Source organism: Caulobacter sp. BK020 (assembly GCF_004342605.1).
Classification (GTDB): Bacteria; Pseudomonadota; Alphaproteobacteria; order Caulobacterales; family Caulobacteraceae; genus Caulobacter.
In genome coordinates this window covers 18576-44155 of the sequence record NZ_SLZL01000005.1, presented here as the reverse complement: position 1 = coordinate 44155, position 25580 = coordinate 18576, and the positions used below count along the sequence as shown (strand labels likewise).

Annotated in this window: 19 protein-coding genes; 9 read left to right on the top strand and 10 right to left on the bottom strand. The window is 66.8% G+C overall.

The genetic code is table 11. The features are described from left to right. Positions 1–29: 29 nt before the first annotated feature. The 4 genes from EV278_RS07525 to EV278_RS07510 all read right to left on the bottom strand — a co-directional run bounded on the left by EV278_RS07525 (position 30) and on the right by EV278_RS07510 (position 4217). Positions 30–998, bottom strand: a complete 969-nt coding sequence (locus tag EV278_RS07525) for a nucleoside hydrolase (protein WP_132088874.1) — start codon at positions 996–998, stop codon at positions 30–32. Positions 999–1005: 7 nt separating this feature from the next. Continuing rightward, a complete protein-coding gene (locus EV278_RS07520; RefSeq protein ID WP_132088871.1) occupies positions 1006–1674 on the bottom strand; it encodes a phosphoribosylanthranilate isomerase in 669 nt (222 codons plus the stop codon). A gap of 425 nt (positions 1675–2099) precedes the next feature. Further along, on the bottom strand, positions 2100–3122 hold the full coding sequence (locus EV278_RS07515) for an esterase-like activity of phytase family protein (protein WP_165916558.1): 1023 nt from the start codon (positions 3120–3122) through the stop codon (positions 2100–2102). Between the two features lie 96 nt (positions 3123–3218). Further along, on the bottom strand, positions 3219–4217 hold the full coding sequence (locus EV278_RS07510; protein WP_243692125.1) for a LacI family DNA-binding transcriptional regulator: 999 nt from the start codon (positions 4215–4217) through the stop codon (positions 3219–3221). 255 nt (positions 4218–4472) lie between these two features. On the opposite strand from EV278_RS07510, the gene EV278_RS07505 reads away from it, so the two are divergent. Beyond that, the gene (locus EV278_RS07505) at positions 4473–6842 is read left to right on the top strand and encodes a TonB-dependent receptor (RefSeq protein WP_132088861.1); all 2370 of its coding nucleotides are present in this window, start codon (positions 4473–4475) and stop codon (positions 6840–6842) included. Between the two features lie 101 nt (positions 6843–6943). After that, complete coding sequence (locus tag EV278_RS07500) at positions 6944–7804, top strand: carbohydrate kinase family protein (RefSeq protein ID WP_132088858.1); 861 nt, start codon at positions 6944–6946, stop codon at positions 7802–7804. A gap of 62 nt (positions 7805–7866) precedes the next feature. On the opposite strand, the gene EV278_RS07495 is transcribed toward EV278_RS07500, so the two are convergent. Then, a complete protein-coding gene (locus tag EV278_RS07495; RefSeq protein WP_243692124.1) occupies positions 7867–9084 on the bottom strand; it encodes a nucleoside transporter C-terminal domain-containing protein in 1218 nt (405 codons plus the stop codon). Between the two features lie 144 nt (positions 9085–9228). Here EV278_RS07495 and fsa point away from each other — a divergent pair, with 144 nt between their 5' ends. Both fsa and EV278_RS07485 read left to right on the top strand, forming a co-directional pair. Beyond that, positions 9229–9879 (top strand): fructose-6-phosphate aldolase, encoded by a 651-nt coding sequence (fsa, locus tag EV278_RS07490; protein ID WP_132088852.1) that lies wholly within the window; start codon positions 9229–9231, stop codon positions 9877–9879. Positions 9880–9887: 8 nt separating this feature from the next. Next, positions 9888–10913, top strand: coding sequence for an adenosine deaminase (locus EV278_RS07485; protein ID WP_132088849.1), 1026 nt, complete (start codon positions 9888–9890; stop codon positions 10911–10913). A 62-nt stretch (positions 10914–10975) separates the two neighbouring features. Here the strand turns inward: EV278_RS07485 and EV278_RS07480 are convergent, their stop codons facing one another. Further along, entirely contained in the window at positions 10976–13156 is a 2181-nt protein-coding gene (locus tag EV278_RS07480) for a TonB-dependent receptor (RefSeq protein WP_165916556.1), read from the bottom strand. 848 nt (positions 13157–14004) lie between these two features. Between EV278_RS07480 and EV278_RS07475 the strand changes: the two genes are divergently transcribed. Next, positions 14005–15321, top strand: a complete 1317-nt coding sequence (locus EV278_RS07475; RefSeq protein ID WP_132088844.1) for a PLP-dependent transferase — start codon at positions 14005–14007, stop codon at positions 15319–15321. A 16-nt stretch (positions 15322–15337) separates the two neighbouring features. After that, a complete protein-coding gene (locus tag EV278_RS07470; protein WP_165916555.1) occupies positions 15338–15832 on the top strand; it encodes an RES family NAD+ phosphorylase in 495 nt (164 codons plus the stop codon). A gap of 101 nt (positions 15833–15933) precedes the next feature. On the opposite strand, the gene EV278_RS07465 is transcribed toward EV278_RS07470, so the two are convergent. Together EV278_RS07465 and EV278_RS23935 are read right to left on the bottom strand one after the other, a co-directional pair. Then, positions 15934–18378 carry a TonB-dependent receptor gene (locus EV278_RS07465; RefSeq protein ID WP_207905449.1) on the bottom strand — a complete coding sequence of 815 codons (2445 nt, stop codon included), beginning with the start codon at positions 18376–18378 and terminating at the stop codon, positions 15934–15936. A 109-nt stretch (positions 18379–18487) separates the two neighbouring features. Next, on the bottom strand, positions 18488–18757 hold the full coding sequence (locus EV278_RS23935; RefSeq protein ID WP_165916552.1) for a hypothetical protein: 270 nt from the start codon (positions 18755–18757) through the stop codon (positions 18488–18490). 1 nt (position 18758) lies between these two features. On the opposite strand from EV278_RS23935, the gene EV278_RS07460 reads away from it, so the two are divergent. The 3 genes from EV278_RS07460 to EV278_RS07450 are packed head-to-tail and all read left to right on the top strand — an operon-like array spanning position 18759 to position 21533. Beyond that, positions 18759–20375, top strand: coding sequence for a sulfatase-like hydrolase/transferase (locus tag EV278_RS07460; protein WP_243692123.1), 1617 nt, complete (start codon positions 18759–18761; stop codon positions 20373–20375). Next, complete coding sequence (locus EV278_RS07455) at positions 20375–21277, top strand: formylglycine-generating enzyme family protein (RefSeq protein WP_132088839.1); 903 nt, start codon at positions 20375–20377, stop codon at positions 21275–21277. The genes EV278_RS07460 and EV278_RS07455 overlap by 1 nt, the downstream gene beginning before the upstream one ends. 7 nt (positions 21278–21284) lie before the next feature. Further along, complete coding sequence (locus EV278_RS07450) at positions 21285–21533, top strand: hypothetical protein (protein ID WP_207905448.1); 249 nt, start codon at positions 21285–21287, stop codon at positions 21531–21533. Positions 21534–21678: 145 nt separating this feature from the next. On the opposite strand, the gene EV278_RS07445 is transcribed toward EV278_RS07450, so the two are convergent. Both EV278_RS07445 and EV278_RS07440 read right to left on the bottom strand, forming a co-directional pair. Continuing rightward, the gene (locus EV278_RS07445) at positions 21679–23019 is read right to left on the bottom strand and encodes a M20/M25/M40 family metallo-hydrolase (RefSeq protein WP_132088836.1); all 1341 of its coding nucleotides are present in this window, start codon (positions 23017–23019) and stop codon (positions 21679–21681) included. Between the two features lie 34 nt (positions 23020–23053). Next, positions 23054–25345, bottom strand: a complete 2292-nt coding sequence (locus EV278_RS07440) for a TonB-dependent receptor (RefSeq protein WP_132088834.1) — start codon at positions 25343–25345, stop codon at positions 23054–23056. Between the last annotated feature and the right edge of the window lie 235 nt (positions 25346–25580).

Here is a 25580-nt window from a genome sequence, read left to right as displayed (position 1 = left end):
CAGAAGCAGGGGCGACAGAAGCGAGCGTGTCACGTCTCGGCCTCGGTCAGGGCGGATTGTCGAACGATGGATTCGCAGAAGAGGTCGACCAGGCCGTCACGGTCAACGCCCACGCAGACATTCCGCGGGGCTGGGGGCGGCTCGTCGGGAAGCCAACGGGTGCGGCCGGTCTGCGGACCGATGGTGTCGACGCCGACCGCGCCGTGGCGGATCCGGAAGAGGCCGCGGTCTATGGCATAGGCGACGGCGGCGACATCGTGCAGGCAGCACCCATCGACGCCATCGGCCCGGTAGGCTTCGACGTAGTGGCGCGTGACATCGAAGATGAAGCGCCCCAGCCATCCCGCCCGCTCTGTCAGGGCCTCGGCCGCCTCGTTGGTCAGCAGACAGTCGAGCGTCACGTCTAGGCCCACGATGCTGATCGGCCAGGGCGCGGCCAGGACGATGGCGGCCGCCTCGGGGTCGTTGAAGATGTTGGCTTCGGCGTGAGGGGTGACGTTCCCGGCGTGTTTTCCGACGCCGAAGGCGCCGCCCATCAGGATCACTTCCCTCGCCAGGATGGCGATCTCGGGATCGCGCGTGCAAGCCAGGGCCAGATTGGTCAGCGGGCCCACTGCGATGATCGTCACCGCGCCGGGCGCGGCCCTGATCCGAGCGATGATCTCGTCGGCGGCGTCGCGAGGCTGGAGCGGCGGCAGGCGAAGGTCGGGGACCGGATAGTCTCCCAGCCCGTTGCCGCCATGGATGGCGACGGGCGAAGGGTTTCGCGCCCGATGCAGCGGCTTGGCGGCGCCCTGAGCGATCGGCGCGGAAATCCCGAAGCGCTGGCAGAGGTAGCGCGCGTTTCGGGTCGTGGTCTCGATGTCGGCATTGCCGAACACCGTGGTCACGGCCAGCAGGTCCAAGCCTGGATGAGCATGGAGGAACGCCAGCGCCAGCGCATCGTCGACGCCGGGATCAGTGTCAAAGACGACCTTCAGAGGGGACTGGAGCGACATCCCGACCTTAGCCCCGCTCGCCATAGACGGCGCGGCAGACCGCACGGCACTTGTCGAGATCGAGCAGGCCGTCGGTGCGGATCTGCGACTCCATGTCGATCCAGTAGATCGCGCCAACCGGCGCGGCGATCGCCGTCAACGCCCCTTCGACGGTCGCCGGGCCCAAGCCTCCGGAAAAGCCGCAGAACGGTCCGCTGTCGGGTAAGGCCGGCCAGGTCGACGGGCGCACCCCCACGCCGAAGGAGACGTCATACAGCCAATCGACCCCCTCCTCGGCGGGGAAGACGTCCTTGGTCTGCAACACCGCGCGCACGCCGACACGGCGACCGTAAAGCCGGGTCGCCGCGATCGCGGCCGGCGAGCTGCCCTCGAAGCTGTGATTGACCTGGACCCGCTGGAAGCCGGTCGGATCGAACCGTGCGGTCAAGGGATCGGCGACGATTTCCCGGGCCAGGGCGCCGCAGACATGGGCCGCCAGGCGCAGGCCGCCGGCCGTGCGCGAGGCGTCGACCAACCGCTCGTCGGCGAAGAGGTGGTCTGCGGGTCTGTCGGGATCAATCAGAAGGCCCCATTCGATCGGATAGGCGCTCGAAAGCGTCTGCATCTCGGGAATGAGGTCGGCGCGATCCACGCCGGTGAACGCGATGAAGACTGGCGGTTGCGAGAACGAGGGCATGGCTTCCTTGTCAGGCCGTGGGGGTTTGCAATGTGGTGGAGAAGAGATCGGACGCGCGTGTCAGGACCGGGTGACGGCTTCGTGGCCGGGGTCAGCGAGCCCCATTGTCGGGGGTCGGTCGATGATGGGGCCGATGGATTGCCTTCCATGGCGCTCCCCCTCGCGTTGATAGCTTAAGTGAAACGTTTCACTTAACATTTGCCGTGTCAATGGGCGCATCGCTGGGGCCGAGGCAAAATAGGAGGGACCGAGTGGAAGTCTTGATCTTCGGCAGCATCCAACAGCGACCTGTCCACGCGCGTGGAAAGCTTTGCACACGTCGGCGAGACGGTGCTGGCGGACCAGGCCGCCGAAGGGCTCGGCGTGGAGTGTCCGGGCGCGACGAGCGCCATGCCCAGTCTCGATGAGGTCGCCGCGCTCGCGAGCTAGCCGGCGGGACAGGCCGGCCGCGCCGGCATGTTCAGGCGCAGGGTGACGAACCGGGTCTTGTCGCCCTCGAAGTTGTTGTCCTCGGCCAGCACCAGGGTTCGCGCGCGTCCGCCCAGCCGCGGCCCCCAGGCCATGGCCTCGAAATTCCGGTCCTGGCCCGCGGCGTGGAAATCGAAGACCAGGGTCTTGGCGGCGGTCGTCACCGCCGCGCCGTCCAGCGAGGCCAGGTCGGCGACATCGGTCGCGCCGCGCAGGTCGGCGACATAGAGCCGCACGTCATAGGAGAAGCGGCCGGGCGACACCTCGACGCCGGATCGTTCGAGAACCAGCAGGCGCTCGGCGTCCAGGGCGAGGATCTCGCTGACGCCGTTGTCGGCGCGCAGGCCTGTTGAGGCGGCCGAGATCGGATCGGTTCGATAGGCGAACTGGACCAGTTGGCCCTGGCGCCCTAGTCGGCTGAGCCGCACCAGGACGCCAGCGGCGCGCGAAGCCAGCGGGCCGTCCTGCTTCAGCGGCGCCTCAAGGCCGATCCAAAGCGCCTCGCCGTCGACCCCGAAGGTCAGGCCTTCGAAGGCGAGATTGGGCCGAGGGCCCTGGTTTGGCGTCTCGATCAGGCCGGGCGGCAGGGTGATGGGACGGCTGAGGCTTCCTGGGCGGCTCTGCCGCCTCAGGCCCGGCGCAAATCCGTCCCGCGCGTCGCCTTCGCTGCTCCAGATGATCGCACCGTCCTTCGGATCGAAGCGCACCGCCTCGGCGTCCACGGCCTCGCGTCCCAGGCCAGGTCTGGGGAAGGGCTGGCCGGCTTGATCCCGCAGGGGCCGTGGCGCGAAAAGTCGAACATCGCCGATCGTCCCGCCCCGGAAAGCGATCCGGGCTTGGTAGAGCCGCGCCGGGGCGCGTTCGGACCGATCGTCGCTGATCAGCAGCCATCGGCCGTGGCGCTGGTCCATGCCCGAAATGCCGCCGAAGTCGCGGGTGGGGCCGCCAGCCGTCGAAGCGACGTCATGGACGCCGCTCAAGTGTGCGACCGGCGCGGGAAGCGCGCAGTTCGGGCGCGGTGAAGCCGCCCCGCCAAGGGCGAGCGTCAGGAGCGCCGATCCCAGGAGCAACGCCATCTATCGTGGCGGCGGGCCCACCGAGGCGCGCTCGATCAGCCCGACATTGAAAACCACCCGCCGGCGCGGCTCGTCAGGCTGGGCGATACGGCGAAGCAGCAGCTCGACCGCCTCGAGCGCCATCTCCTCGCTGGGCATTTCGATGGTCGACAAGGGGGGGGTGTTGAGCGGCGCCCACGGGATATCGTCGAATCCGATGATCGAGACGTCCTCGGGCACCTTGAGGCCGGACGCATGGAGATGGCGGATCGCGCCGATGGCGATCAGGTCGGCCCCGACGACGATCGCGGTGGCGTCCCGGCTGTCGATCGCGGCGAGCACGGCCGGCTCGAGATCCAGCGAGAAAGCGTTGCTGACCTGCCAGGCCAACTGCGCTTCAGTCCTGATCACCTCCGCGGCGGCTTGGGCCCGCTGGCGGGCGCTGGAGGCGGCGACCGGACCGGAGATGACGCCGATGCGCGTGTGGCCCGCAGCGATCAGGCGTCGCGCAGCCAGTTCGCCCCCCTGGGCGTAGTCGGCGTGGATCACGTCGTAGCCGGCCAGATTGCGGTCGAGGACGACGGTGGGCGTTCCGCCGATGGCTTCGCCAACGGCGCTGTCGTCGGAAACGGGAAACCAGATCACCCCGTCGACGCCGCGCTCCGACAGCAGCTGGAGAGATTGCCGCTCGGCGTCGGGCGAGCCCTCGGTGTCGGTGAGGAGCACGCTGTAGCCGCGCTGGCGCGCGGTCTGGATGATTACCTGGGCCAAGCTCGGGAAGAACGGGTTGGTCAGGTCGGGAACGACCAGGCCAATGGTTCCCGTCCGGCCCGTCTTCATCGCCTTGGCGCTGAGATTGGGCCGATAGCCCAGTTGGGCGGCGACCGCCAGGATGTGCTCGCGGGTCTGTTCCCCTACCGAGCCCGTTCCATTGATCGCATACGATGCGCTGGCCACCGAAACGCCCGCCGCGCGGGCGACCTCCTTGAGCGTTGGCCGACGTCCGCTGGTCTCGCTCACGAATTCGCCTCGGGCTCGATTGGTCCTGACCCTTCTTAGGGGCATCGTTCTGAACGAGCAACTTAATGCATTCAGAAAACCGTCATTCCCGACGCGCCATTAGGGGGTGAAGCCCGAGGGTGTCGGTAGCAAAAGGCATGACGTGAAGGCAATTTCATGCCGTCAAGCCTGCCTAGACCGGATTCTTGCAAAAATCTACTAGTGAAACGTTTCAATTTATGCCTTGTATGCGCCGACGCTGACAGGGGAAGTGACATGCGGGGCTATCTGGTTTGGGGTGTTTCGACGATCGCGGTTCTGATGGGGGCGGCCAATGCCAGCGCCCAGGCGACGGTCGCGCCGCAGAGTGACGCCAACACCTTGGAGGAAGTGGTCGTCACCAGCGAACGCTTTGGTTCGGGACTCGCGCGGGCCACGTTCACGGTGGGCGCCGAGGATATCCTGCAGCGCCCGGCCGGAGCCGACATCACCCAGAGCCTAGTCAAGGTGCCCGGGGTCCAGGTTTCGACCGGCGACAGCCGTGGGGGCAGCTTCTCGTTCGAGATCTATCTCCGGGGCCTCTCCGACGAACAGATCGGCCTGACGCTCGACGGCGTCCCGACCGGCGATTCCCGGTTCAATGGCGGTTCGCCGCCGCAGCGCTTCATTGAATCCAGCAACATCGGCAAGATCACCGTGTCGCAAAGCTCGGGCGACATCGGCGCGCCGTCGCGCTTCGCCCTGGGCGGCTTCATCGACTTCGTGACCGACAAGCCCAAGCAGGACTTCGGCGTCACCCTCGAAGGCGGCGCAGGGTCGTTCGACTTCTGGCGAGGCTATGCACGTGTCGACACCGGCGAGATCGCCAAGGGCCTGACCGCCTATGCGACCGCCTCCAAGCAGGAAAACGACATCTGGGCCGGTCAGCGCTCGCGCCATTCCAAGCGCGCGCACTACGAGGCCAAGATCGTCAAGGCGTTCGAGGACGGCTCAAGCCTTACCGGGCGGCTGTCCTACAACGACCAGACGGACAACGACTTCAACATCGTCACCAGGGGGGAATTCCTCGCCAATCCCCACAGCGACCGCGCGCTCGACGACCTCACGGGCGTTCCGGCCCGCGACATCGACTTTGGCGGCGCTCTGGGCGGCAGGCGCAAGGACCTGCTGGCCTATGTCAACGGCCGCTTCAAGCTGGCCGACAATGTGACCCTGGGCGTCAATCCCTACTACCAGACGCTCAAGGGCGAGTCGTATCGCTACCAGGACCGCCGGCGGATCCTGACCGGCGGTGACCCGCGCGCGGTCACCAGCTACAACACGTCCGGCGGCGCCGTGCGCCCGAGCCTGACGACTCTTCGCAACAGCAACGCCGTCGGCGGTCCTGCCGATATGCGCGTCACGCCGCGCGACCGCGATCGCTACGGCCTGACGGCCGAAGTCAAGGCCGACAATCTTTTCGCCGGCCATAGCGTCCGCATCGGCGGCTGGTGGGAAGGCGGGGAGTCGACCGAGAAGCGGAACTTCTATCCGATCATAAACTCGGCCCAGAGCATCGCGTACGATCGATCCAGGCTGAACTATGTCGAGTACGAACGGACGGCCTCGGTCGAGACCCTGATGTTCTACGCCCAGGACGAGATTCGGGCTCTGGACGATCGCCTGAAGGTTGATCTGGGCCTGACCTTCTTCCACCTCAAGTACGACGCCAAGTCGCCGTTGGAATACAAGGCCAACGTCAAGTTCTCGCAGGACTCCAAGGTCAATCCGAAACTGGGCGCGTCCTACAGACTCACGGGCGCCTGGGAGATGTTCGGCGGCTACGCGACTGGCTTCTCGGGCATTCCCGAGGACGCCTTCCTGGGCTCGACGGCGGTGATCAATCCGGACGACCTCAAGCCTGTCGAGACCCGCAACCTCGACCTTGGTCTGCGCTGGGTCCGCGACAACGCCGCCTTCTCGGTTCAAGGCTACGATGTCCACCTGAAGAACAATGTCGGCATCGTGCCGCGCGACCCGACCTCGGCCCTGGATCCCGAAGAGGTCGTGCGGGGCAACGTCGCCACGCGCGCGGCCAACACTGCCGGTCAGAAGTCGCGCGGCGTGGAATTCACCGGCTTCTATGACTTCGGAGCGATCGACGTCTACGGATCGCTGTCGCTGCAGGACGCCAAGCATGACGACCCGCCGGTCGGCAGCACGGCCCGAAGGAACCTGGCCGCGATCGGCATCATCGGCGGCGCGCGCGTGCGCGACATTCCCAAGACCTCGTTCTTCGCCCAGGTCGGCTGGCAGGCCACCTCGAACCTCAAGCTCGATGTCACCGGACGCCATGTCGGCGACCGCGTGGGCGGCCATATCATTCGCCCGGTGACCTTCGACGAAATCGAGGTCGAGACCATCGACGGCTACACCGTCGTAGGCCTGTCGGCCGCCTATGACATCCGTCGCCAAGGGCTGCCGGAGATGCAACTGCAGTTCAACGTCGATAATCTTTTCGACGAGACCTACATCGGCGCAGTGTCGGGCTCGACCGCGACGCAGCCGGAGTTCGGCCTGCAGACCGGGCCGACCGTCCGCACGCTTGACCGCTACTTCCTCGGCGCGCCGCGCACCTACACCGCGTCCCTGCGCGTACGGTTCTAGCGGCGACCTGCCGGAGCGGCGCGCCTGCCGTTGCTCCGGCCTTTCTCCGATCGATCCTGCCAAGAAACGCCTCGTCCTGTTCGAGGCTTTGGGAGAACGAGATGAACAACCCCAGGATCGTCGTCTGCGGATTTGCGACGATCGACTATGTGGTCGAGGTCGACGGCGACTTTCGAGGGCGCGGCACCTTGCCGATGCGCGGCGATCCGGAGTCCTTGAGGCCACGCGCCGGCGCCGCCGCGCTCTATACCAGCGCCGCCTTGGCGGCCGGGGGCTTCGAGGTGAGTCCCGTCACCTGGGTCGGCGATGACGAGGAGCGGCTGATCTTCCTGTCCGGCTGCCGCGCGGCGGGTTTGGATGTGTCCGGCGTCTCAAAGATCTCCGGGGCCCGAACGGCTCAGTGCCTGCTGATCTACAGCGCCAACGGCGCCTATGGTTGCGTGCTGCGCTCGCTGAGCGGCGCGGAGACGGAAGTCCAGCGCGACCTCGTCGCCAGGGCCGATGTGGTAGTGATCGCCGCCGGCGATCCCGAAGTCGCCACCCGGCTGCTGGGAGAAGTTCGCCCCCAGGCGCGGGTGGCGTGGATCGCCAAGAACGATCCGGCCTGCTTTCCCGACGGACTGGTGAAGCAGCTGCTGGCTCGCGCCGACTATGTCTTCTGCAACGGCGCGGAGCGTCCGTGGATCGATGGGCTGCTGGGGAGCGGCGGCGGCGCCGCCGCGCCGAGGGCGATCTTCGAAACGCGCGGCGAGGAGGGCGTCTTGGTCGACCACGGCGGCTACGTCCGTACGGTCCCCACACGACGGCTCAAGGTCTATGACGCCACCGGAGCGGGCGATGTGTTCGCCGGAGCGACCCTGGCGGCGGTGTTGAAGGGCGAGGATCCGGTTGCCGCGGCCGCCGCCGGTTCCGAGGCGGCCTACGCCATGCTCGCCGGACGCGCCCGCGCCCGTCCGGCCTAAAGCCCGTCGCATGAACCCCTCGACTGGGCGCTCGTCTCAAGGCGAGCGCGCCCCTTTTCTGCCTAGAAGGCCGAGAGCAGGCCCATGATCGTGCCGGTCAGGCAGGTGGCCAGGAAGGCCGCGAACAGGGCGCGGAAGCCCAGATCAACCACCTCGGCGACCTTCTCAGGGACCATGGTCGACAGCGAACCGATCATGATCGCCACGCTGCCGAGGTTGCCGAAGCTGCAAAGGGCGTAGGTGGCGATCAGTTCGGACTTGGGGGCCATCGCACCGGCCGGGAGCTCGATCAGGTGGCTATAGGCGACCACCTCATTGGCCATGACCTTCAGGCCCAGCAGGGCCCCGATCTGCTCAAGATCCTTCATCGGCGCGCCCATCAGCCAGGCGACCGGGGCCAGCAGCTTGCCGAACACCAGGTTGAGACTGATCGGCGCGCCGCTGTGGGGGATCAGCGTCAGGCCCTTGTCGACCAGGGCGATCGCCGAGACGAAGACGATCAGCAGGCCCGCGATATTGATGACCATCTTGACGGCGTCGAGCGTGCCGAAGGTCATGGCTTCCAGGCTGCTGCGGTAGGGCGAGCTCAGCTCCATGGCCTGCAAGGGGCTGGGCGGACTTGGAACCATGGCCTTGGCCAGGGCGATCGCCATCGGCGTGGTGACGATCGAGCCGGTCAGCAAATGGGTGAACGCGTCGGGGATGCGGGTCGCCATCATCGCGCCCAGCAGCAGCATGGTCGAGCCGGCCACGACCGACAGGCCGTCGACCATGATGATGAAGAGCTCGCCGCGGGTGAGCTTGGGCAAAAGGGGGCGGACCAGAAGCGGCGCCTCGACCATGCCCAGGAAAATGCAGGCCGAGGTCGAGACGGCGACCGGTCCGCTGACCTGGAAGGCGCGACTGAACAGCCACGCCGCGCCACGAACGATCCAGATCAGGATCTTCCAATGCCAGAGCAGGGCCGAAAGCCCCCCGACCATCAGGATCGCGGGCAGGGCTTGAAAGGCGAAGATGAAGGTCGAGCCGGTCTGGCCGCGCACATAGGGAGGCGGCGCGCCGCCGAGATAGCCGAACATGAAGCTTGTTCCCGCGGTGGCGGCGGACTGGACGCTGTCGACGACGTGGGTGACCCCCTTGAAAAAAGTCAGGGCGACCGGCGCCCGCGTCAGGACGAAGGCCAGGAGAGCCTGGATCGCGAGCCCGATCAGCAAGGTTCGAAGCCTGAAGCCGGCGCGGTTCTCGCAGAAGACCCAGGCCAAGCCCAAGAATGCCGCCACCCCCAGGAGGCCGCGTCCAAACTCTTCGTTCAACACGGAGACCCCCTGGATGAAAAGCTAACTTAAACGTTTCATTATTGCGGTCACGGTGTCAAGGTGATGTTTGTTCCCGCGCTTGGGATCGCCCTTCCGCCGAGCTTCTCCATGCAGATTTTCCTCGACAGTACGGACGCCGAACTGATCCGCCACCTCGCCGCTACGGGACTGGTCGACGGGGTGACCACCAACCCTACCCTGGTCGCCAAGGCCAATCGCTCGATGATCGACGTGATCGTGGAGATTTGCGAGGCGGTCGGCGGCCCGGTCAGCGCCGAGGTGGTGGCCGCCGAGGCCGACGCCATGATCGCCGAGGGGCGCAAACTGGCCGCCCTGGCCTCGAACGTGGTCGTCAAGCTGCCGCTGACTCGTGACGGCCTGATCGCGTGCTCCGCGCTCGCCGCCGAAGGCCTCTCGACCAATGTGACGCTGTGCTTCTCCGTCGGTCAGGCCTTGCTGGCCGCCAAGGCGGGGGCGACCTACGTTTCGCCCTTCATCGGACGGCTGGATGACTATGGCTTCGACGGCTCAAGCCTGATCGGCGAGATCAGGACCGTCTACGACAACTATGCATTCGAAACCAAGATCCTGGCGGCCTCCGCCCGGAGCGTGGCGCACGTCAAGGCCGCCGCCCTCGCTGGAGCCGATTGCGCCACCCTGCCGGTGGCCTTGTTCACTGAGCTCTTCAATCATCCCCTGACCGCCAGCGGCCTCAAGCAGTTCATGGTCGACTGGGCGGCCAGCGGCCAGACGATCTGAGGCGCGCGATGACCCAAGCCCATGACGACGGTCTGGAGGCCTTTGTTCGCGGCCTCCCCAAGGCCGAGCTTCACGTGCACATCGAGGGCACGCTGGAGCCGGAACTGATGTTCCAGCTGGCGGAGCGCAACCGCACGCCGATCCGCTTCGGCAGCGCTGAGGCGGTGCGAGCGGCCTATGGCTTCTCGAACCTGCAAGCCTTCCTGGACATCTATTACGAGGGCGCCGGCTCATTGCGGACCGCACGGGACTTCACCGACCTCGCCATCGCCTATTTCGAGCGTCTGGCCGCCGATGGCGGCGTCCACGCCGAACTCTTCTTCGATCCCCAGACCCACATTGTCCGCGGCGTTCCCATGGCCGAGGTCGTACAGGGCTTGGTCACGGGCATGGACGAAGCCCGCACGCGACTGGGCGTGACCTCCAAGCTCATCCTCTGCTTCCTGCGCCATCTCGACGAGGCCGCCGCCTTCGCGACCCTGGAAGCGGCCATGCCGTTCCTGGCGCACATCGACGGTGTCGGCCTGGACTCCTCGGAGCTGGGCCATCCGCCCGAGAAGTTCGCGCGCGTTTTCACCGCGGCGCGCGAACTGGGGCTGAAGGTCGTCGCCCATGCCGGGGAGGAGGGGCCGCCGGCCTATGTCTGGCAGGCGCTCGACATCCTGCGGGTCGATCGGATCGATCACGGCAATCGGGCCTTGGAGGATCCCGCTCTGATCGCGCGGCTGGCGCGCGATCACGTGCCTCTGACCGTCTGTCCGCTGTCCAATCTCAAGCTGTGCGTCGTCGACAGGCTGGAGGAGCATCCCCTGCGGCGGATGATCGACGCCGGCTTGGTGGTCACCATCAACTCGGACGATCCGGCCTATTTCGGCGGCTATCTCGTCGACAACTACGTGCGGGTCGCCCGGGCGCTTGGCCTTTCCCGCGCCGATCTGGCGCAGCTGGCCCGCAACAGCCTGGCCGCATCGTTCATGTCGCTCGACGACAAGGCCGCGTGGCTCGGCCAGAGCAGGGTCGTCGACCACCCCTGAATGAAGGAGCCCGCCGCGGGCGCGGCGGGCTCCATGGTCAACGCTAAGACGCGGCTTGCCCCTCAGAACCGGGTCGACAGCTGGACGCCGTAGGTTCGCGGATTGGTGAAGACCCCCGCATAGCCGTTGACGGTGACGGCGCTGGTCAGGCGCGAGACATCGGTGATGTTGCGGGCCCACACCGAGATTTCGCTCTGCTTGAAGCGATACCCAGCCCGCGCGCCGCCTTCCCAATAGCCTTCGCCGCGCAGGTCTGGTTGGACGCCGCTGGTCAGCGAGAAGTTCTCGTCGCCGCGATAGGACCAGTCGGTCGCCAGGAAGACGGTGGCGTCATCGTCCAGGGCATGGGCGTACTCGGCCGAAACCGAGCCCGTCCACTTGGACGCGAACGGGAACGGCTGGCCGGTGATGTCGAGCTGGGCGCCGGCGGCGCGCGGATCGGCGATCAGAGTCGGGCCACTGATCTTGGTGTCGACATAGCCCAGATTGGCCGAGACCTTCAGCTCCGAGGTGACGATCAGCGTGCCTTCGAACTCGAACCCGTGACCCTTGCCGCCCTTGGCGTTGATCAGGCTGATGCGATCGACGCCGTTTCCCGTGCGGTTGTAGGCGACCAGCTGCATGTCGTCGTAGATGTACTTGAACACCGACAGGTTGGCCGTCAGCCGCCGGTCGAACCCCTGGATCTTTGCGCCGGCCTCATAGGACGTCACCGTCTCGGGGCCGGCCTTCTGCAGCGGGTCGAACATCGCCTGGCCGGTGATCACGCCCGCGTGGTAACCGCGTGCGACACGGCCATAGAGATTGACCGCGTCGTTGAGCCGATAGGCCAGGCTGCCGTCCCAGGTCAGCTTGCGCCATTTGCCGCCCTCGGCCGAATAGCGAGGCAGGAACCATGGCCCCGGGCCGCGCTCGCCCGCCCGGTAGAACGGATCGGTGGTGAAGTTCGGGACGGCGGTCAGGTCGCTCGCCTTGGGCGTGAACGACGACGAATCCTGGCTGAAGTCGACCTTGTCGGCGGTGTAGCGCAGCCCGCCCGTCACCTTCAGGCTGTCGGTGAGGCTATAGGTGATCTGGCCGAATACGGCCGCGCTGCGGCTCTGTTGCCGCGCCTTCTGATAGGCGCCGAAGCCTGGCTGGCCGTCGGCGGTCTGGAAGGTGTTGTTGGCGGTGAGGTTGGCATAGCGCAGCCATTCCTCGAAATAGTGGCCGCCGACCTGCCAGGACAGGGGTCCGCCGCTGTCGGAAGCCAAGCGAACCTCCTGCGTGAACTGCTGCAGCTTGTCGACCTTGGTGGTGTTGATCAGGGCTGGCCGCGGAGACCCGTCGATATCGCCTACCGAGAACATGTCGCCGTCCACATAGGCGCTGATGCTGGTCAGCTTGGCGCCGCCCAGATCGTAGGTGGCGTTCAGCGTGACGCCGCGCTCGTGGACCTTCTGGTCGCTCTGGTGATCGCTCTCCAGGGCGATGTTGTACTTGTTGAAGGGCAGTACGCCGTACTGGGCGTCGACGCCCCGGCCGTTGAACAGCGTCGAGCTGCCATCCAGCGAACGACCATAGACCTGGAACAGGGCGTCGAACTTCGCCATCGGCGTCCACAGGAGCTGGGCGCGAAACGCCAGGTCGTCGTAGCCGTCCAGCTTGTTGCCGGTGACGATGTTTTTCACCCACGGATCGCGGTGCTGATAGAGCACGGAGACGCGAGCGCTCAGCGTGTCCTGCGCCACCGCCCCGCCGAGGGCGGCTTCCAGGTTGTAGCTGTTGAAGCGTCCATAGCTGACGCGGCCATAGCCTTCGGTCTCCTGCGTCGGCTTGCGGGACACCAGATGAATAGCGCCGGCCGTGGCGTTCTTGCCCCAGAGCGATCCTTGCGGTCCGCGCAGCACCTCGATGCGCTCCAGATCGAAGGCGGGCATGCCCTTGAGGACGGAATTCTCCAGCACGACTTCGTCGTAGTACATCGCCACCGGCTGGGACGCGTTAAGCGTGAAGTCCGAATTGCCCAGGCCGCGGATATAGAAGCGCGGATAGACGCGGCCGAACGTGGATTCGGCGTTCAGGTTGGGAATGCGGCCCGACAGCACCCGAATGTCATCACCCGATGCGGTAACGGCGCGTAGCGCCTCGCCGCTCGTGGCGCTCACCGACAGCGGCACGTCGCGAAGGTTCTGGCTGCGCTTTTGAGCGGTGACGACGATTTCGTCGAGCGCTTGGACGCCCGACGAAGCTTGGTCGGGCATCGCCTGCGCGTGGGCGCTCGACGCCGCGATCATCGCCAGAAGCGATACTGGAAGGGCTGAACGTCTCATGGTCTCTCCCCAAATCCGGGCCGCCACGCGGCGCCCGACCCAACGAAAGTGAAACGTTTCAATAATAACTTCAATCCAAGAAGTCGGAATTTGTTGACGATTTCGCCATGGCTCAGGCGAGTGCCTGTGAAATTGGCGATAAGGTGATGAATCGTTTCATATTGGCGTCATTCCAAACGAAATGCCCAGATCCGCGCGGACAAGCCGTTCGGCCTCGCTCGTCTTGTGTCTCCGGGGGCTGGCGCTGTCGGGCGGCGGCGTGATCACCGATTTGGAATGAGGTGGGGCGAACCCGTCGGCCCGCAGGCTTGATCGTCGGGGCGGGCGGATCGCTCTGCTCCGCTGAGGCGCCCGACCGCGACCTGGGCGGCGCCGGCGCCCTGGCGAGCAGGGTTCAGCTGGCCCCAAGCCTGGGCGCGGCGCTGGCGGCGGTGATGTCGCAAAGCCTGTTGGCGCTGCGGCGCGGGGCCAGCCCACGGCGCAGGACATCTCGATCAGCTTCTTCGCGGCGGGTCGGCTGTTGCTGCTGGCTCTGCCGTGGTTCGTCCGCCTGCCGTTGGGGCTGGGGCGCTCTGAGCGGTCGATCCACGCTCGTGCCCACCAAGGCCTGATCAACCTTGAACGATTGACGATGGACGATGTCGGCCAACGTCAGTTGTTGGCGCTAATCGGCTTGGTGCGAACATAGGTTTTCTACCTGCATGTCGAGAATATCGATCGCGCAAGTAGGGTATTGGCGGCGCTACGCTCAAGGCTCTGTCGAAAGCAGGAGACCCTCGATGTCCGATCGCAAGCTGCATCCCGAGACGCTGGCCCTGCACGCGGGCTGGCGGGCCGATCCGACCACGGGCGCGGTGGCCCCGCCGATCTACCAGACGACCTCGTACCAGTTCCAAAGCACCGAACACGCCTCGGACCTGTTCGCGCTGCGCCAGCTGGGCAACATCTATACGCGCATCGGCAATCCGACGATCGACATCCTGGAGCAGCGCCTGGCCGCGCTGGAGGGCGGCGCGGCGGCCCTGGCGGTGGCGTCGGGCCAGGCCGCCTCGGCCTTCGCCCTGCAGAATCTGGCGCGAACGGGCGACAACGTCGTCAGCTCGACCGACCTCTATGGCGGCACCTGGAACCTGTTCGCCAACACCTTGCGCGACCAGGGGATCGAGGTCCGCTTCGTCGATCCGGAAGATCCGGAGGCCTTCGCTCGCGCCACCGACGCACGCACCCGCGCCTATTACGCCGAGACCCTGCCCAACCCGAAGCTTACGGTGTTCCCGATCGCCGAGGTCGCCGCGATCGGCCGCAAGCTGGGCGTGCCGCTGATCGTCGACAACACCGCCGCCCCGCTGCTGGCCCGGCCGTTCGAGCACGGCGCGGCGATCGTGGTCTATTCGACCACCAAGTACATCGGCGGCCACGGCACCTCGATCGGCGGGGTCATCATCGACGGCGGCAATTTCGACTGGGAGGCCCATCCGGAACGCCAGCCGCTGCTGAACACGCCCGACCCCAGCTACCATGGCGCGGTTTGGGCCCAGGCGGCCAAGCCGCTCGGGCCCATCGCCTACATCCTACGCGCCCGCACAGTGTTGCTGCGCGACCTGGGCGCGGCGCTGTCGCCGTTCAACGCCTTTCAGATCCTGCAGGGGCTGGAGACCTTGCCGCTGCGGATCGCCCGTCACTCGCAGAACGCCCAGGCCGTTGCCGACTTCCTGGCCAGCCGTCCCGAGGTGGTGAGGGTCATCCATCCATCGACCCAGAACGGTTTGCGGCGCGAGCGCGCCGACCGCTACCTTTCCAGCGGCTACGGCGGTCTGGTCGGCTTCGAGCTGGTCGGCGGGCGCGAGGCCGGGCGGCGGTTCATCGACAGCCTCAAGCTGTTCTACCACGTGGCCAATATCGGCGACGCGCGCAGCCTGGCGATCCACCCGGCCTCGACGACGCACTCGCAGCTCAGCGCGGAGGACCAGCTGGCGACCGGCGTCTCCGATGGCTACGTGCGCCTGTCGATCGGGCTGGAGCACATCGACGACATCATATCCGACCTCGATCAGGCGCTGTCGGCGTCGGAAGGTCTGTTGGCCGCAGCGGAGTAGCGTCTGGGGCGAGCCGATGGCGAAGGTGTGGGACGAGATCAGCGGGAGGTTCTATCGCGTCCTGTTCGAAGCGGACCGGTCCGTTGTGCTCGATGGTGCGAAGAGTCCGGAAGGGCGCTTCCACCACGATGGCCAGCCGGCGCTGTATCTGTCGCCGAGCGCGGAATGGGCGGCCAGGGCGATTGATGTTTATCGCCGTGCTGGCGACCCGCCGCGCTCGACGGTCCCTCTCAAGGTTGACCGCGCCAAAATCGTCGATCTGCGCAAGGCGAGCCATTGCGCAGCCCTGTCGATCAACGCCGAGGATGCAGCCATCCCATGGCGGCCCCAGAGGTCGCGCGGCGATCGGGCGGACAGCTGGAAACTGGCCGAGGTCGTTCGGGCGAGCGACGCCGACGGGATGATCTACACGGCGCGTTCGGCCCGGGAGCGCTGGCATCTCGTCCTGTTTCGTTGGAACGGCTCGGGAGGGCCGACGGTCGCGGTGACGGACCTGCCCGCGATCGATTGATTGAGGTTGGCGATTGCGAGGCCGACCGAACATCCGGATCCGGGGCGGATAGGACGCAAGGCAAGCGCCGCAGCCGGCGGATCGACTGCGGCGCCCCAGTTTCAGTATCGGGCCCGGAGCGTCAGACCAAAGGTCCGCGGATCACCCAGCGTGCCGCTGACCGCCCCCGTATTGGCCGCCGCCAAAGACAGGTAATAGAGCTTGTCGAAGACGTTGCGGCCCCAGACCTGAAGGTCCCAGGACCCATCTTCGGCCGTGATGCCCAGCCGCAGATTGACGAGAGCATAGCCGGGGATCTTCGAATATTCGGAGTCCGCCGCGGTGGTGTAGTAGGCCGAGCGATAGTTGACGTCGAAACCGCCATAGGCCTCCAGCGCCTTGTCCTTCCAGGCCCCTGCCGGGCGACGATACTCGCCGCCGCCCGAAGCGGCCCAGAGCGATACGCCGGGCAGTCGGCGACCGGTGAGATCACAGTAGGTGGTCAACTGGATCTCGATCGGGCAGGCCGCCTGCCTGTAGCGGGTATAGCTGGCGTCGTCATAGGTGGCCGAGCCGTAGAGCGTCAGGCCCTCGGCCGGCGCGGCGCGCAGGTCCAGTTCGACGCCGCGGCTGCGCACGCTGCCGGCGTTTGTCAGGAAGCTTGCGTTGTTGATCAGATTGACCTGGGTGGTCTGGTACTGGTCGTCGTTGGTCCAGAACAGCGCCAGGTTCGCTGTCAGGCGACGATCGAACCAGATGCTCTTGAGGCCGGCCTCGTAGCTGTCGATCGTTTCCGGAGCGATCACCGGATCGACGGCGTTGGCCCCGGCGGTGTTGATGTTGGAGAGGTTGAGGCCGCCGGCCTTGTAGCCCCTGGCGTAGCTGGCGTAGGCCAGGACGCCGTCGTCGAATGTGTAGGCCAGGTTGAGGCTGCCGGTGAGGCTGTCCCCCGAGGTCTTGGCCGAGAAGCTGTTGGCCGCGCCGAACCGAGCCCGCAGCGCCCGGACGGCGGCCTGGTCGGCGGCGCTGAGCGCGCTGATGTCCGAGCCCTTGGCCGTCTGCCGGAAGTAGCCGGTCATGCTCTCGTCGGTGTAGCGCAGGCCGCCGGTGACGTCGAAGCGGTCGGTGACGTGCCAGGTGGCCTGGGCGAACACAGCCGCGCTCTTGGTCAGCGGGCTCGAGCGGCTTTCGAAGCGGTAATTGTTGAGCGCCGCGGCCCGCACCGTGGCCGAGCCGGCGGCCGGGGCCAGGAACCAGTCGGCGCCATAGGAGCCATACTGGTTGACGGCCAGGGCCTTGACCTTCTGCCAGAAGAGGTAGCCGCCGGCGACATAGTCGACGGTCCGGTCGCCCTCGGAGCGAATGCGCAGTTCCTGGCTCCACTGCTGCTGGTCGTTGTCCTGGTGGAAGTCGATCGCCGCGGGCAGGGTGGTGCCGTCGGCGTCGTTGTGCGGCCGCCAATGCCAGGCGCGCCAGCCGGTGACCGAGGTGATCGTCGCGCTGGGCAGGGCGTAATCGACGATGGCCGAGGCGCCGCCATGCGTTTCGAAATAGCTGTTCTTGGTGTCGGTCGAGACTTTGCGCGCGCCGGGATCGATGGCCAGCGGCGTGAAGCCGATGCGCGCGGCTCTGGCGTAGTATCCGTTCGGATAGGCCGCGCCGGAGTCGGCGTAGTTGGTCAGCAGGCCGGTCAGCACCGTGGCGCTGGTGTTGGAGATCTGCTGGCCATAGTCGACGCTCAGACGCGCGGTCAGTCGCTCGTTCGGCTTGGCCAGCAACTGCAGGCGACCGCCGAAGTCGTGATAGTCCTGGGTCCTGGAGCCGTCATGGACATTGGTCATGTAGCCGTCGCGCTGGGTGTCGGCCAGGGCGACGCGGAAGGCCAGCTTGTCGGCGATCAGCGGTCCCGAAGCCACGGCGTGGGCCTGGACGTAGCCGAAGTTTCCGACCGAGACGTCGCCGGCGTACTCGGGCGTGAAGGTCGGGATCTTAGTCGACACCACCAACGCTCCGGCCGAAGTGTTCTTGCCAAAGAGGGTGCCCTGCGGACCGCGCAGCACCTGGATCGAGTCGATGTCAGCTAGGTCGAACACAGCCTGTCCCGGGCGACCCAGATAGATCTGGTCGAGATAGACGCCGACGGCGGCCTGCAGCCCGTCGTTGTAAACCGAGACGTTGTTGCCAAGGCCCCGGATGTTGATGCTGGTGTTGCGCGGGTTGGTCACGCTGACGCTCAGGCTCGGCGACAACTGCTGAAGGTCGCGCACATTGTAGGTGCGGGTGGCTTCCAATTGCGCTGCGCCGAAGGCCGACACGGCGATCGGCACGGTCTGGGCGTCTTCGTCGCGCCGACGGGCGGTGACGACCACGGCTTCGAGGCCGGTGCTAGCCTCGGCCGTCTCGGCGGCGATGGTCGTTGCGGTCGGCGCTTCGGCCAAGGCCTGGCCCGCGCCCAGCGTGAGCGCCAGGCATGAAGCCGCGAGCAGCAGGCGGCGTGAAGCCGAACCTACATGAGTGCTCATGCCGCCAGTATTGGACTGGCGGTCGATATATTCTTGTAACGACATCGGATTGATCCCCTTGTAACGCCAAAGAGATCGCAAAGTCCGCTCAAGAACGGATAACGCTGTCGGCGGGCCCCTCGCAGATGCATCCCCCTCGCGATCGATGTCCCTCCTAAATCCAACCAATTCCATCGGCTTTAGAGAAATTCTGCGGGCCGGGCCGGCAATTTTTGCGGCGACGTTCCAGGGGCCAGGAGCTTAGGAACCGAGCAAACATGAGGGTATTGGCGATGATCAACCATCGATCGAAGCTGCGCGGCCGGCTCCTGGCTGGCGCGATGACGGCCGTCTTCGGCCTGACGGGCGCTGCGGCCCTGGCCGCGGAAACCGCGCCGGCGACGAGTGCCGCGTCGGTGGCGAGGCGGCCGAATTTCTTGATCATCGTGGCCGATGACTTGGGCTATTCTGACCTTGGCGCGTTCGGTGGCGAGATAGAAACGCCAAACCTCGACGCCCTGGCCAAGGCCGGAGTGCGCCTGTCCGGTTTCCACACGGCCCCGACCTGCTCGCCGACCCGCTCGATGCTGCTGACGGGCTCGGACAATCACCAGGTGGGCCTGGGCTCGATGGCCGAGGTTCTGACGCCCGCCCAGCAGGGCAAGCCCGGCTACGAAGGCTATCTCAACGACCGCTCGGTGACGGTCGCGGAGCTGCTGCGCGACGCCGGCTATCGCACTCTGCAGGCGGGCAAGTGGCATTTGGGTCTGGCCGACGACCAGTCGCCAGCCGCCCGCGGGTTCGAGCGGTCCTGGGCGCTGCTGCAGGGCCTGCAAAACCACTTCGGCGCCGACCAGGACGAGACCTACAAGGCCGCCGGCGCGGCCTCGACCTTCCGTGCCGACGGTAAGGTCGTCACCTATCCCAAGGGCGTCTATTCGGCCGACTTCTACGGCGACCGGATGGTGGATTTCCTGAACGAGTCCAGGAGCGACAGCCGCCCGTTCTTCGCCTATCTGACCTTTACCGAACCGCACTGGCCGCTGCAGGCGCCGCCCGAGACCATCGCCAAGTACAAGGGGCGTTACGACGCCGGCTACGAGGCGTTGCGCGACCAACGCCTGGCCCGGCTCAAGGCGCTGGGGCTGGTGGCTAAGGAGGTCAAGCCGCACGCCCTGGTCGACACGCCGGCCTGGGCCTCGCTCACGCCCGAACAGAAGAAGACCGAGGCGCGAAAGATGGAGGTCTACGCGGCCATGGTCGACCGGCTCGACCAGAATGTCGGCAAGGTGGTCGCCGCCCTCAAGGCCAATGGCCAGTACGACAACACCGTCATCGTCTTCCTGTCCGACAACGGGGCCGAGGGTACGCGCATCGACACCGTGCGCGGCGTCACCGATCCGGCCAAGCTGGCCAAGCTCGATGTCGACAACAGCTTCGACAACCTGGGCAAGGCCAATTCCCATTTCGGCTACGGCCCCGGTTGGGCTCAGGCGGCGACCGCTCCGAGCCGGCAGGTCAAGGGCTACACCACCGAAGGCGGCATCCACACTCCGGCCATTGTCGAAGGACCCGGCGTGGCCCACAGCGGACGCATCATCGACGCCCTGACGCATGTTTCCGATGTCGAGGCCACCGTGCTGGAGCTGGCGGGCGTGTCGCGTCCGCAGACCTATCGCGGCCGAGCCGTGGCCCCGACTATCGGCCGTTCGTGGGTTCCGGTGCTGACGGCCCAGGCCACGGCGGTGCGGACCGCAAGCGACACCACCTCGTGGGAACTGTTCTTCCGGCGAGCCGTGCGACGCGGCGACTGGAAGGCCGTCTACCTGCCCAGCGCACCGGGCGGGGCGGCCTATTCGCGCGACGCGGTGCTGCCGGCCAACTGGGAACTCTTCGACCTCAAGGCCGATCCGGGCGAGACGACGGATCTGGCCCAGCACCAGCCCGCAAAGCTCAAGGAACTGATCGAGGCCTGGAACCAGTACGCCGCCGACAACGGCGTCGTCCTGCCGCCGGTCGGGCCGGCCGACACTGGCGGAGCGGCCAAGGCGGCTGGGCGGTGATGGGTCGCCTGGCGCTCGCGGTCGTCGCGCTGATCGGTGGCGCGGGAGTGGCGGGCTTCGCGCCGCTCGACCCGGTGAGAACCGATCTGGCCGCGATTCGCACCGATCCGCCGGGCGGATGTCACGTCCAGGACGGCCGCGCCTTCGTGCCCGCCGGATCGACCGATCTCGGCGAGGACGGGCCCAGCCGGCCAGGCCGCTCCGTGCGTGTCGAGGGTTTCTGGATCGACCGGCATGAGGTGACCAATCGTCAGTTCGCCGCCTTCGTGGCCGCGACCGGCTACGTCACTCAGGCTGAGCGGGAGGGAGGTTCGGCGGTCTTCGTCCAGCCCGAGGGGCTTTCGGGCGATGATGCGGGCCAATGGTGGCGGTTCGTGCGCGGCGCGTCCTGGCGCCACCCCCACGGCGGCGCGGCCGACGACCTGGCCAGGGCGGACGAGCCGGTGGTCCACGTCGCCTACGAGGATGCGGCGGCCTATGCGCGCTGGGCGGGCGGTGTCCTGCCCTCCGAGGCCCAGTGGGAGCGCGCCGCGCGCGGCGACCAGGACGGTCCGCGAACGCCCAGCGCTTGGGCCTACGACTCGAAGGGCCTTCCGATCGCCAACACCTGGCAAGGCGAGTTCCCGCTCAGCCAGAGCGGTGAGGATCATTTCACGGGCTTGGCTCCGGTCGGCTGCTTTCCCGCCAACGCCTTCGGTCTTCGGGACATGATCGGCAATGTCTGGGAATGGACCTCCAGCGCCGCAGCCAATCGCGCGGACGAGCGGCTGATCAAGGGCGGCTCGTTCCTCTGCGCCTTCAACTACTGCGCCAATTTCCGGCCAGCGGCCTGGCAGGCGCAGGAAATGGATCTTGGGACCTCCCACGTCGGATTCCGGGTCGCCTACGCGCAGGCTGCATGACCGGCCCTTGGCCGACCACGGCCTTACTGGGCAACTCATCAGTTGTCATCTCCTGGAAGCTGGCGGCCCGCCCCTCGAGGCGCTTTCGCGCGCCGATGCGCGGGCGATCGCGCAAGCCGTCGCAAAGCTGACGCCCGTTGATATCAGCGAGACGACGATTATTGCAGACGGCAAGCCGCTGAAGCTCACCGTCTTGCGTCCAGCAGGCGCCAAGGGCGTTCTGTCGGGATTCATGTTCTTCCACGGCGGCGGCTGAGTCCTCGGCGATTTGCCGGCGAGCGAACGCTTCGTGCGCGATCTCGGGTAGCGCTGTTTAGCCAAAGCGCCCCGCGCGGTTTGTGCGGCGATCGCTGTCGAGGTGCGAGCGGGCCCGAACGCGATCGGGCCCGCTCAGGTGGTCGCTAGTTTGGGGTCGCGGCCATCAGGATCTGCGCCATGGTCGTGGCGATGCTCTCGACGTCCCGCGCCTTGTTGACCTCCATGCCTTCCTCCAGGGAGTGAGCGCGGAAGGTGACGAAACCCGCGCCGAGGGTGACGGCGGGCTTGCCTAGGCTCATCGGGATGTTGGCGTCGGTCGAACCGGCCACATAGCCCATCGGCTTGCCCAGGGCGTCGCCGACGGCCGCGATCCGCTGCACGAACGGGGCGGAGATCGGCGTTTCGCCCACGGGCCGATCGCCGACCATCCTGTTGTCGAGGACGATCGGGCCGCGCTTCGTCGAGCGGGCGGCGTTCTCGGCCTCCACGGCCTTGGGCAGGATGGCCAGGTAGGCGTCCTCGACCGCCTTCAGTTCGGCCGCGCCGGACGAGCGCATGTCGACGGTCATCGCCACCGAGAAGGGGATCGAGTTGACCGAGGTGCCGCCCTCCAGCAGGCCGATGTTGTAGACCGTCCGTGGATCGCTCGGGACTTTCAGTTCGCCGAACTGCTTGGCCGCATCGGCCAGGGCGAAGGCCGGATTGACCGTGCCGAAGTCGCCCATGCTGTGGCCGCCGGGACCCTTGAAGGTGGTCTTGTAGCGCTTGGAGCCGACGCCGCCGTTGACGATGACGGTCGGGCCGCTGGGCTCCAGCGAGATGAAGGCGTCGATCCGGTCCTTGTAGCGCCCCTTGAGGAACAGCTCCTTCATTCCGCGCAGGTCGCCGGGGCCTTCCTCGCCCACGTCGCCGACAAAAAGGATGTCGCTCCTGGTCTGGATCCCGGCGGCGTTGATGGCGCGCAGGATGGCCAGGATCGAGGCCAGGCCCACCGTGTCGTCGCCGACACCGGGCGCGTAGAGCTTGTCGCCGTCGCGGCGGACCTTCACGTCCGTGCCGGCTGGGAACACGGTGTCGAGGTGGGCGGCCACCACCAGCAAGCCGCCGCCGCCGGTTCCTTTGCGCAAGCCCATCACATTGCCGGCCGCGTCGGTCTCCAGATCGGTCAGGCCTTCCTTGGCCAGCATAGCTAAGTAGGCCTTGCCTTTCTCGGCCTCGCCGAACGGCGGGGCCGGGATTTCGGTCAGGGTGACGATGTCGGCCACGGTCTGGTCGTAGCCGGCGGCCAGGGCGTCCTTGGCGACCTTGAAGCTCTTGCTGGCGAGGAGGGACTTGGCCTGCTTGGCGAAGGGGGAGGTCGGCGCGGGCGGGCGGATATTGCCAAACTCCCCTGGGGGCGGGGCTGGCTTGGTCTGGGCGAGGGCCGGGGCGGCGACGGCGCAAAGGAGGGCGATCAGGGCCGCCGAGGTCATGCGTTTACTCATGGAGCGATCTTTCTGTGTGTACGAATGAACGGGCTCAGAAGCTGCGGCGGACCATTACGCCCAGTACGCGCGGCGTGAGACTGACGACCTGGTCGAGCGCGCCAGCGGCCGAGGTGATCGACACCGGGCCGACCGAATTGGTTAGGTTCTGGGCGAAGGCGTAGGCGCCCCAGCCGTCGCCTTCGACGCCCACGCGGGCGCCCAAAACCGAATAGGCCGGAATTTTCTCGTAGTAGACGTAGGTCGGGCGGAACTGCGAGGCGGTCTTGCAGGTGTAGCTGGCGTCGAGGTGGATAAGGCCGTTCAGGCCGTCGCCGATCTGCCACAGATAGTCGGCCCCCAACGAGCCGCTGACCTTGGGTACGAACGGCAGGCGGTCGCCCCGCAGGCCGGTCGAGCCCGACACCGTCACCGACGAGTTGGTCTGGTCTTCGGTCAGCTTGGCGTCGGAGACGCCCAGGGCGCCGGTGATCGTCAGGCCGGTGATCGGGCGCAAGGTCGTCTCCAACTCGATGCCGCGAATGCGGGCCGCGCCGGCGTTGGTGATGATGAAGAAGTTGGCCCCGACATTGGCCTGGGCCTGGACCTGGATATTGCTCCAGTCGATCTGGTAGGCCGACAGGTTCACCGTCAGGCGGCGGTCGAACCAGTCGCTCTTCACGCCGGCTTCGTAGTTCCACAGGCTGTCGGGCTGGAACGGCACGAGACCGCTGGTCAGGCCCGGGATGTTGTTGGCGCCGCCGGGGCGGAAGCCCTTCGAGGCCTGGGCGTAGACCATCAGATTCTTGTCAAACTCATAGGAGACGTTGATCCGTTCGACCCAGCCCTTGGCGCTGGCGTCAACCTGGCTGGGCGCCGTCACCGGCGAATTGGAGATGACGTTGCCGATCGTCACCGCGCCAGCCACGGTCTTGCTGTAGTCGAAGCGGCGGGCGCCGCCGGTGACGGTCAGGGCGTCGGTGAGGTGGTAGGCCAGCTCTCCGAACAGGGCGGTCTGCTTGACGTCGTTGTCGATGTAGCGCGCGCCGAGCGGGTCGAAAGGCCGGACGGCCTCGCCGGTGACGGCGTTGGCGTGGGTCTGGATGCTGTCGACGTGGTCCTTGCGGGTCTCGTAGTAGACACCACCGGTCCAGTCGAGCTTGCCCTCGAACAGGTCGCCGTTAAGGCGGGCCTCATGGGTCCAGGTCTTCAGGCTCATCGGCTGCCAGGAGACAGCCGGGCCGCGCGAGTCCGCCCAGGCGGTGTACTGCGAGAGCTGCGCGCTGCTGCAGGTCGCGCCCGACAGGCCGAAATAGCGGCCGCAGGCGGCGCTGCTGGTGCGGTTGTTGGCGATGTTGTTGGTCCAGTCGCTGTTCCGCAGCATCTTCCACTTGTAGTACGAGGACGTCGCCGTCAGCGTCGCGAAGTGCAGGTCCCACTCGGCGGTGACGTTGTAGAGCGCCAGCTTGGAGTTGCTGGGGGCGATGGTCTTGCGATCGGACCTGTAGCGGCCGGCGGCCTCGGACCAGCTTGCCTGGCCGTCGATCGACTCCTTCTGCTGGGCCGCCGTGGCGCGGATCGTCAGGTCCTCGGTCGGGGTGAAGGTCAGCATCAGGCGGCCGCCGCTGGAGGCCGAGCCGTTGATGTCGTTCTTCTTCAGCGGGACGCTGTCGACATAGCCGCCGCGTTCCTCGCGGTAGAGCACCAGACGCGCGCCCAGCTTGTCCTGGATCAGCGGCACGTTGACCATGCCCTTGGCGTAGTAGCCGGCGTCGCCGCTCTTGGTGGTCGTGGCTTGACCCTCGACCGCGCCGGCGTAGGCGTGGGTGTCGGCCTTGTTGAAGATCACCCGCAGGGTGCCGCCCATCGAGCCCGAACCATACAGCGTGCCTTGCGGGCCGCGCAGCACCTCGACGCGCTGGACGTCGAACAGGTTGATGTCGGGGGTGGTCGAGCCAGCGTCCTGGGTGGTGCCGGTTGGGCCGGTAAGCGGTGTCTCGTCGTAATAGAGGCCGGTGGTGGCCTCGCCGGCGCTGCGCACCCCGCGCAGGGTCAGGCGGCGGTTCGATGGGGTGTTGCCGTCGAGATTGAGGTTCGGAACCTGGCGGAAATAGTCGTTGATGCCCGTCGCGCCCAGTCGGCTCAGCGTCGTCTCGCCGACTGCCGAGATGCTGAGCGGGGTGTCCTGCAGATTGGTCTGGCGCTTGAGGGCCGTCACCACGACCTCGTCGAGCGCGATGGCGGGCTGGCCAGCGTCCTGGGCGCGGGCCTGGGCGCCCAGCAGGGCGGCGAAAGCGGTGGTGGCCAGGGCGGCGCGCCGGAAGGCGCCGGAAGCTGTACGGTTCAAGATCGATCCCCTCTATTGCGTCCGGCCATGAGGCCGGTTCCAGGCGCAAGACGGCCGAGGGGGGATCGCCCTCCAGTCTTTTTTTGCTGTTCTGGTGCTGACGCCAGGCTGGCGGCTGGTGCGCGCCGAATGGGCGTGGTCTGATCAAATCGTGGGCGTCGGGGGTGAATGTCGGAAAAGGCGGTCGCGATGACATCCGCTCGCCGGTCCGTTCGACTAGCCGAAACGCGTGCGA

What these genes read in the sequence shown, in the direction of transcription:
- EV278_RS07485 (WP_132088849.1), top strand. Translation starts at nt 9,888, where the DNA reads ATGACCCAAGCCCATGACGACGGTCTGGAGGCCTTTGTTCGCGGCCTC.
- EV278_RS07505 (WP_132088861.1), top strand. Translation starts at nt 4,473, where the DNA reads ATGCGGGGCTATCTGGTTTGGGGTGTTTCGACGATCGCGGTTCTGATG.
- EV278_RS23935 (WP_165916552.1), bottom strand. Translation starts at nt 18,757, where the DNA reads ATGATCAAGAAATTCGGCCGCCTCGCCACCGACGCGGCACTCGTCGCC.
- EV278_RS07455 (WP_132088839.1), top strand. Translation starts at nt 20,375, where the DNA reads ATGGGTCGCCTGGCGCTCGCGGTCGTCGCGCTGATCGGTGGCGCGGGA.
- EV278_RS07465 (WP_207905449.1), bottom strand. Translation starts at nt 18,378, where the DNA reads ATGTCGTTACAAGAATATATCGACCGCCAGTCCAATACTGGCGGCATG.
- EV278_RS07480 (WP_165916556.1), bottom strand. Translation starts at nt 13,156, where the DNA reads ATGCCCGACCAAGCTTCGTCGGGCGTCCAAGCGCTCGACGAAATCGTC.
- EV278_RS07525 (WP_132088874.1), bottom strand. Translation starts at nt 998, where the DNA reads ATGTCGCTCCAGTCCCCTCTGAAGGTCGTCTTTGACACTGATCCCGGC.
- EV278_RS07500 (WP_132088858.1), top strand. Translation starts at nt 6,944, where the DNA reads ATGAACAACCCCAGGATCGTCGTCTGCGGATTTGCGACGATCGACTAT.
- EV278_RS07470 (WP_165916555.1), top strand. Translation starts at nt 15,338, where the DNA reads ATGGCGAAGGTGTGGGACGAGATCAGCGGGAGGTTCTATCGCGTCCTG.
- EV278_RS07475 (WP_132088844.1), top strand. Translation starts at nt 14,005, where the DNA reads ATGTCCGATCGCAAGCTGCATCCCGAGACGCTGGCCCTGCACGCGGGC.
- fsa (WP_132088852.1), top strand. Translation starts at nt 9,229, where the DNA reads ATGCAGATTTTCCTCGACAGTACGGACGCCGAACTGATCCGCCACCTC.
- EV278_RS07520 (WP_132088871.1), bottom strand. Translation starts at nt 1,674, where the DNA reads ATGCCCTCGTTCTCGCAACCGCCAGTCTTCATCGCGTTCACCGGCGTG.
- EV278_RS07445 (WP_132088836.1), bottom strand. Translation starts at nt 23,019, where the DNA reads ATGAGTAAACGCATGACCTCGGCGGCCCTGATCGCCCTCCTTTGCGCC.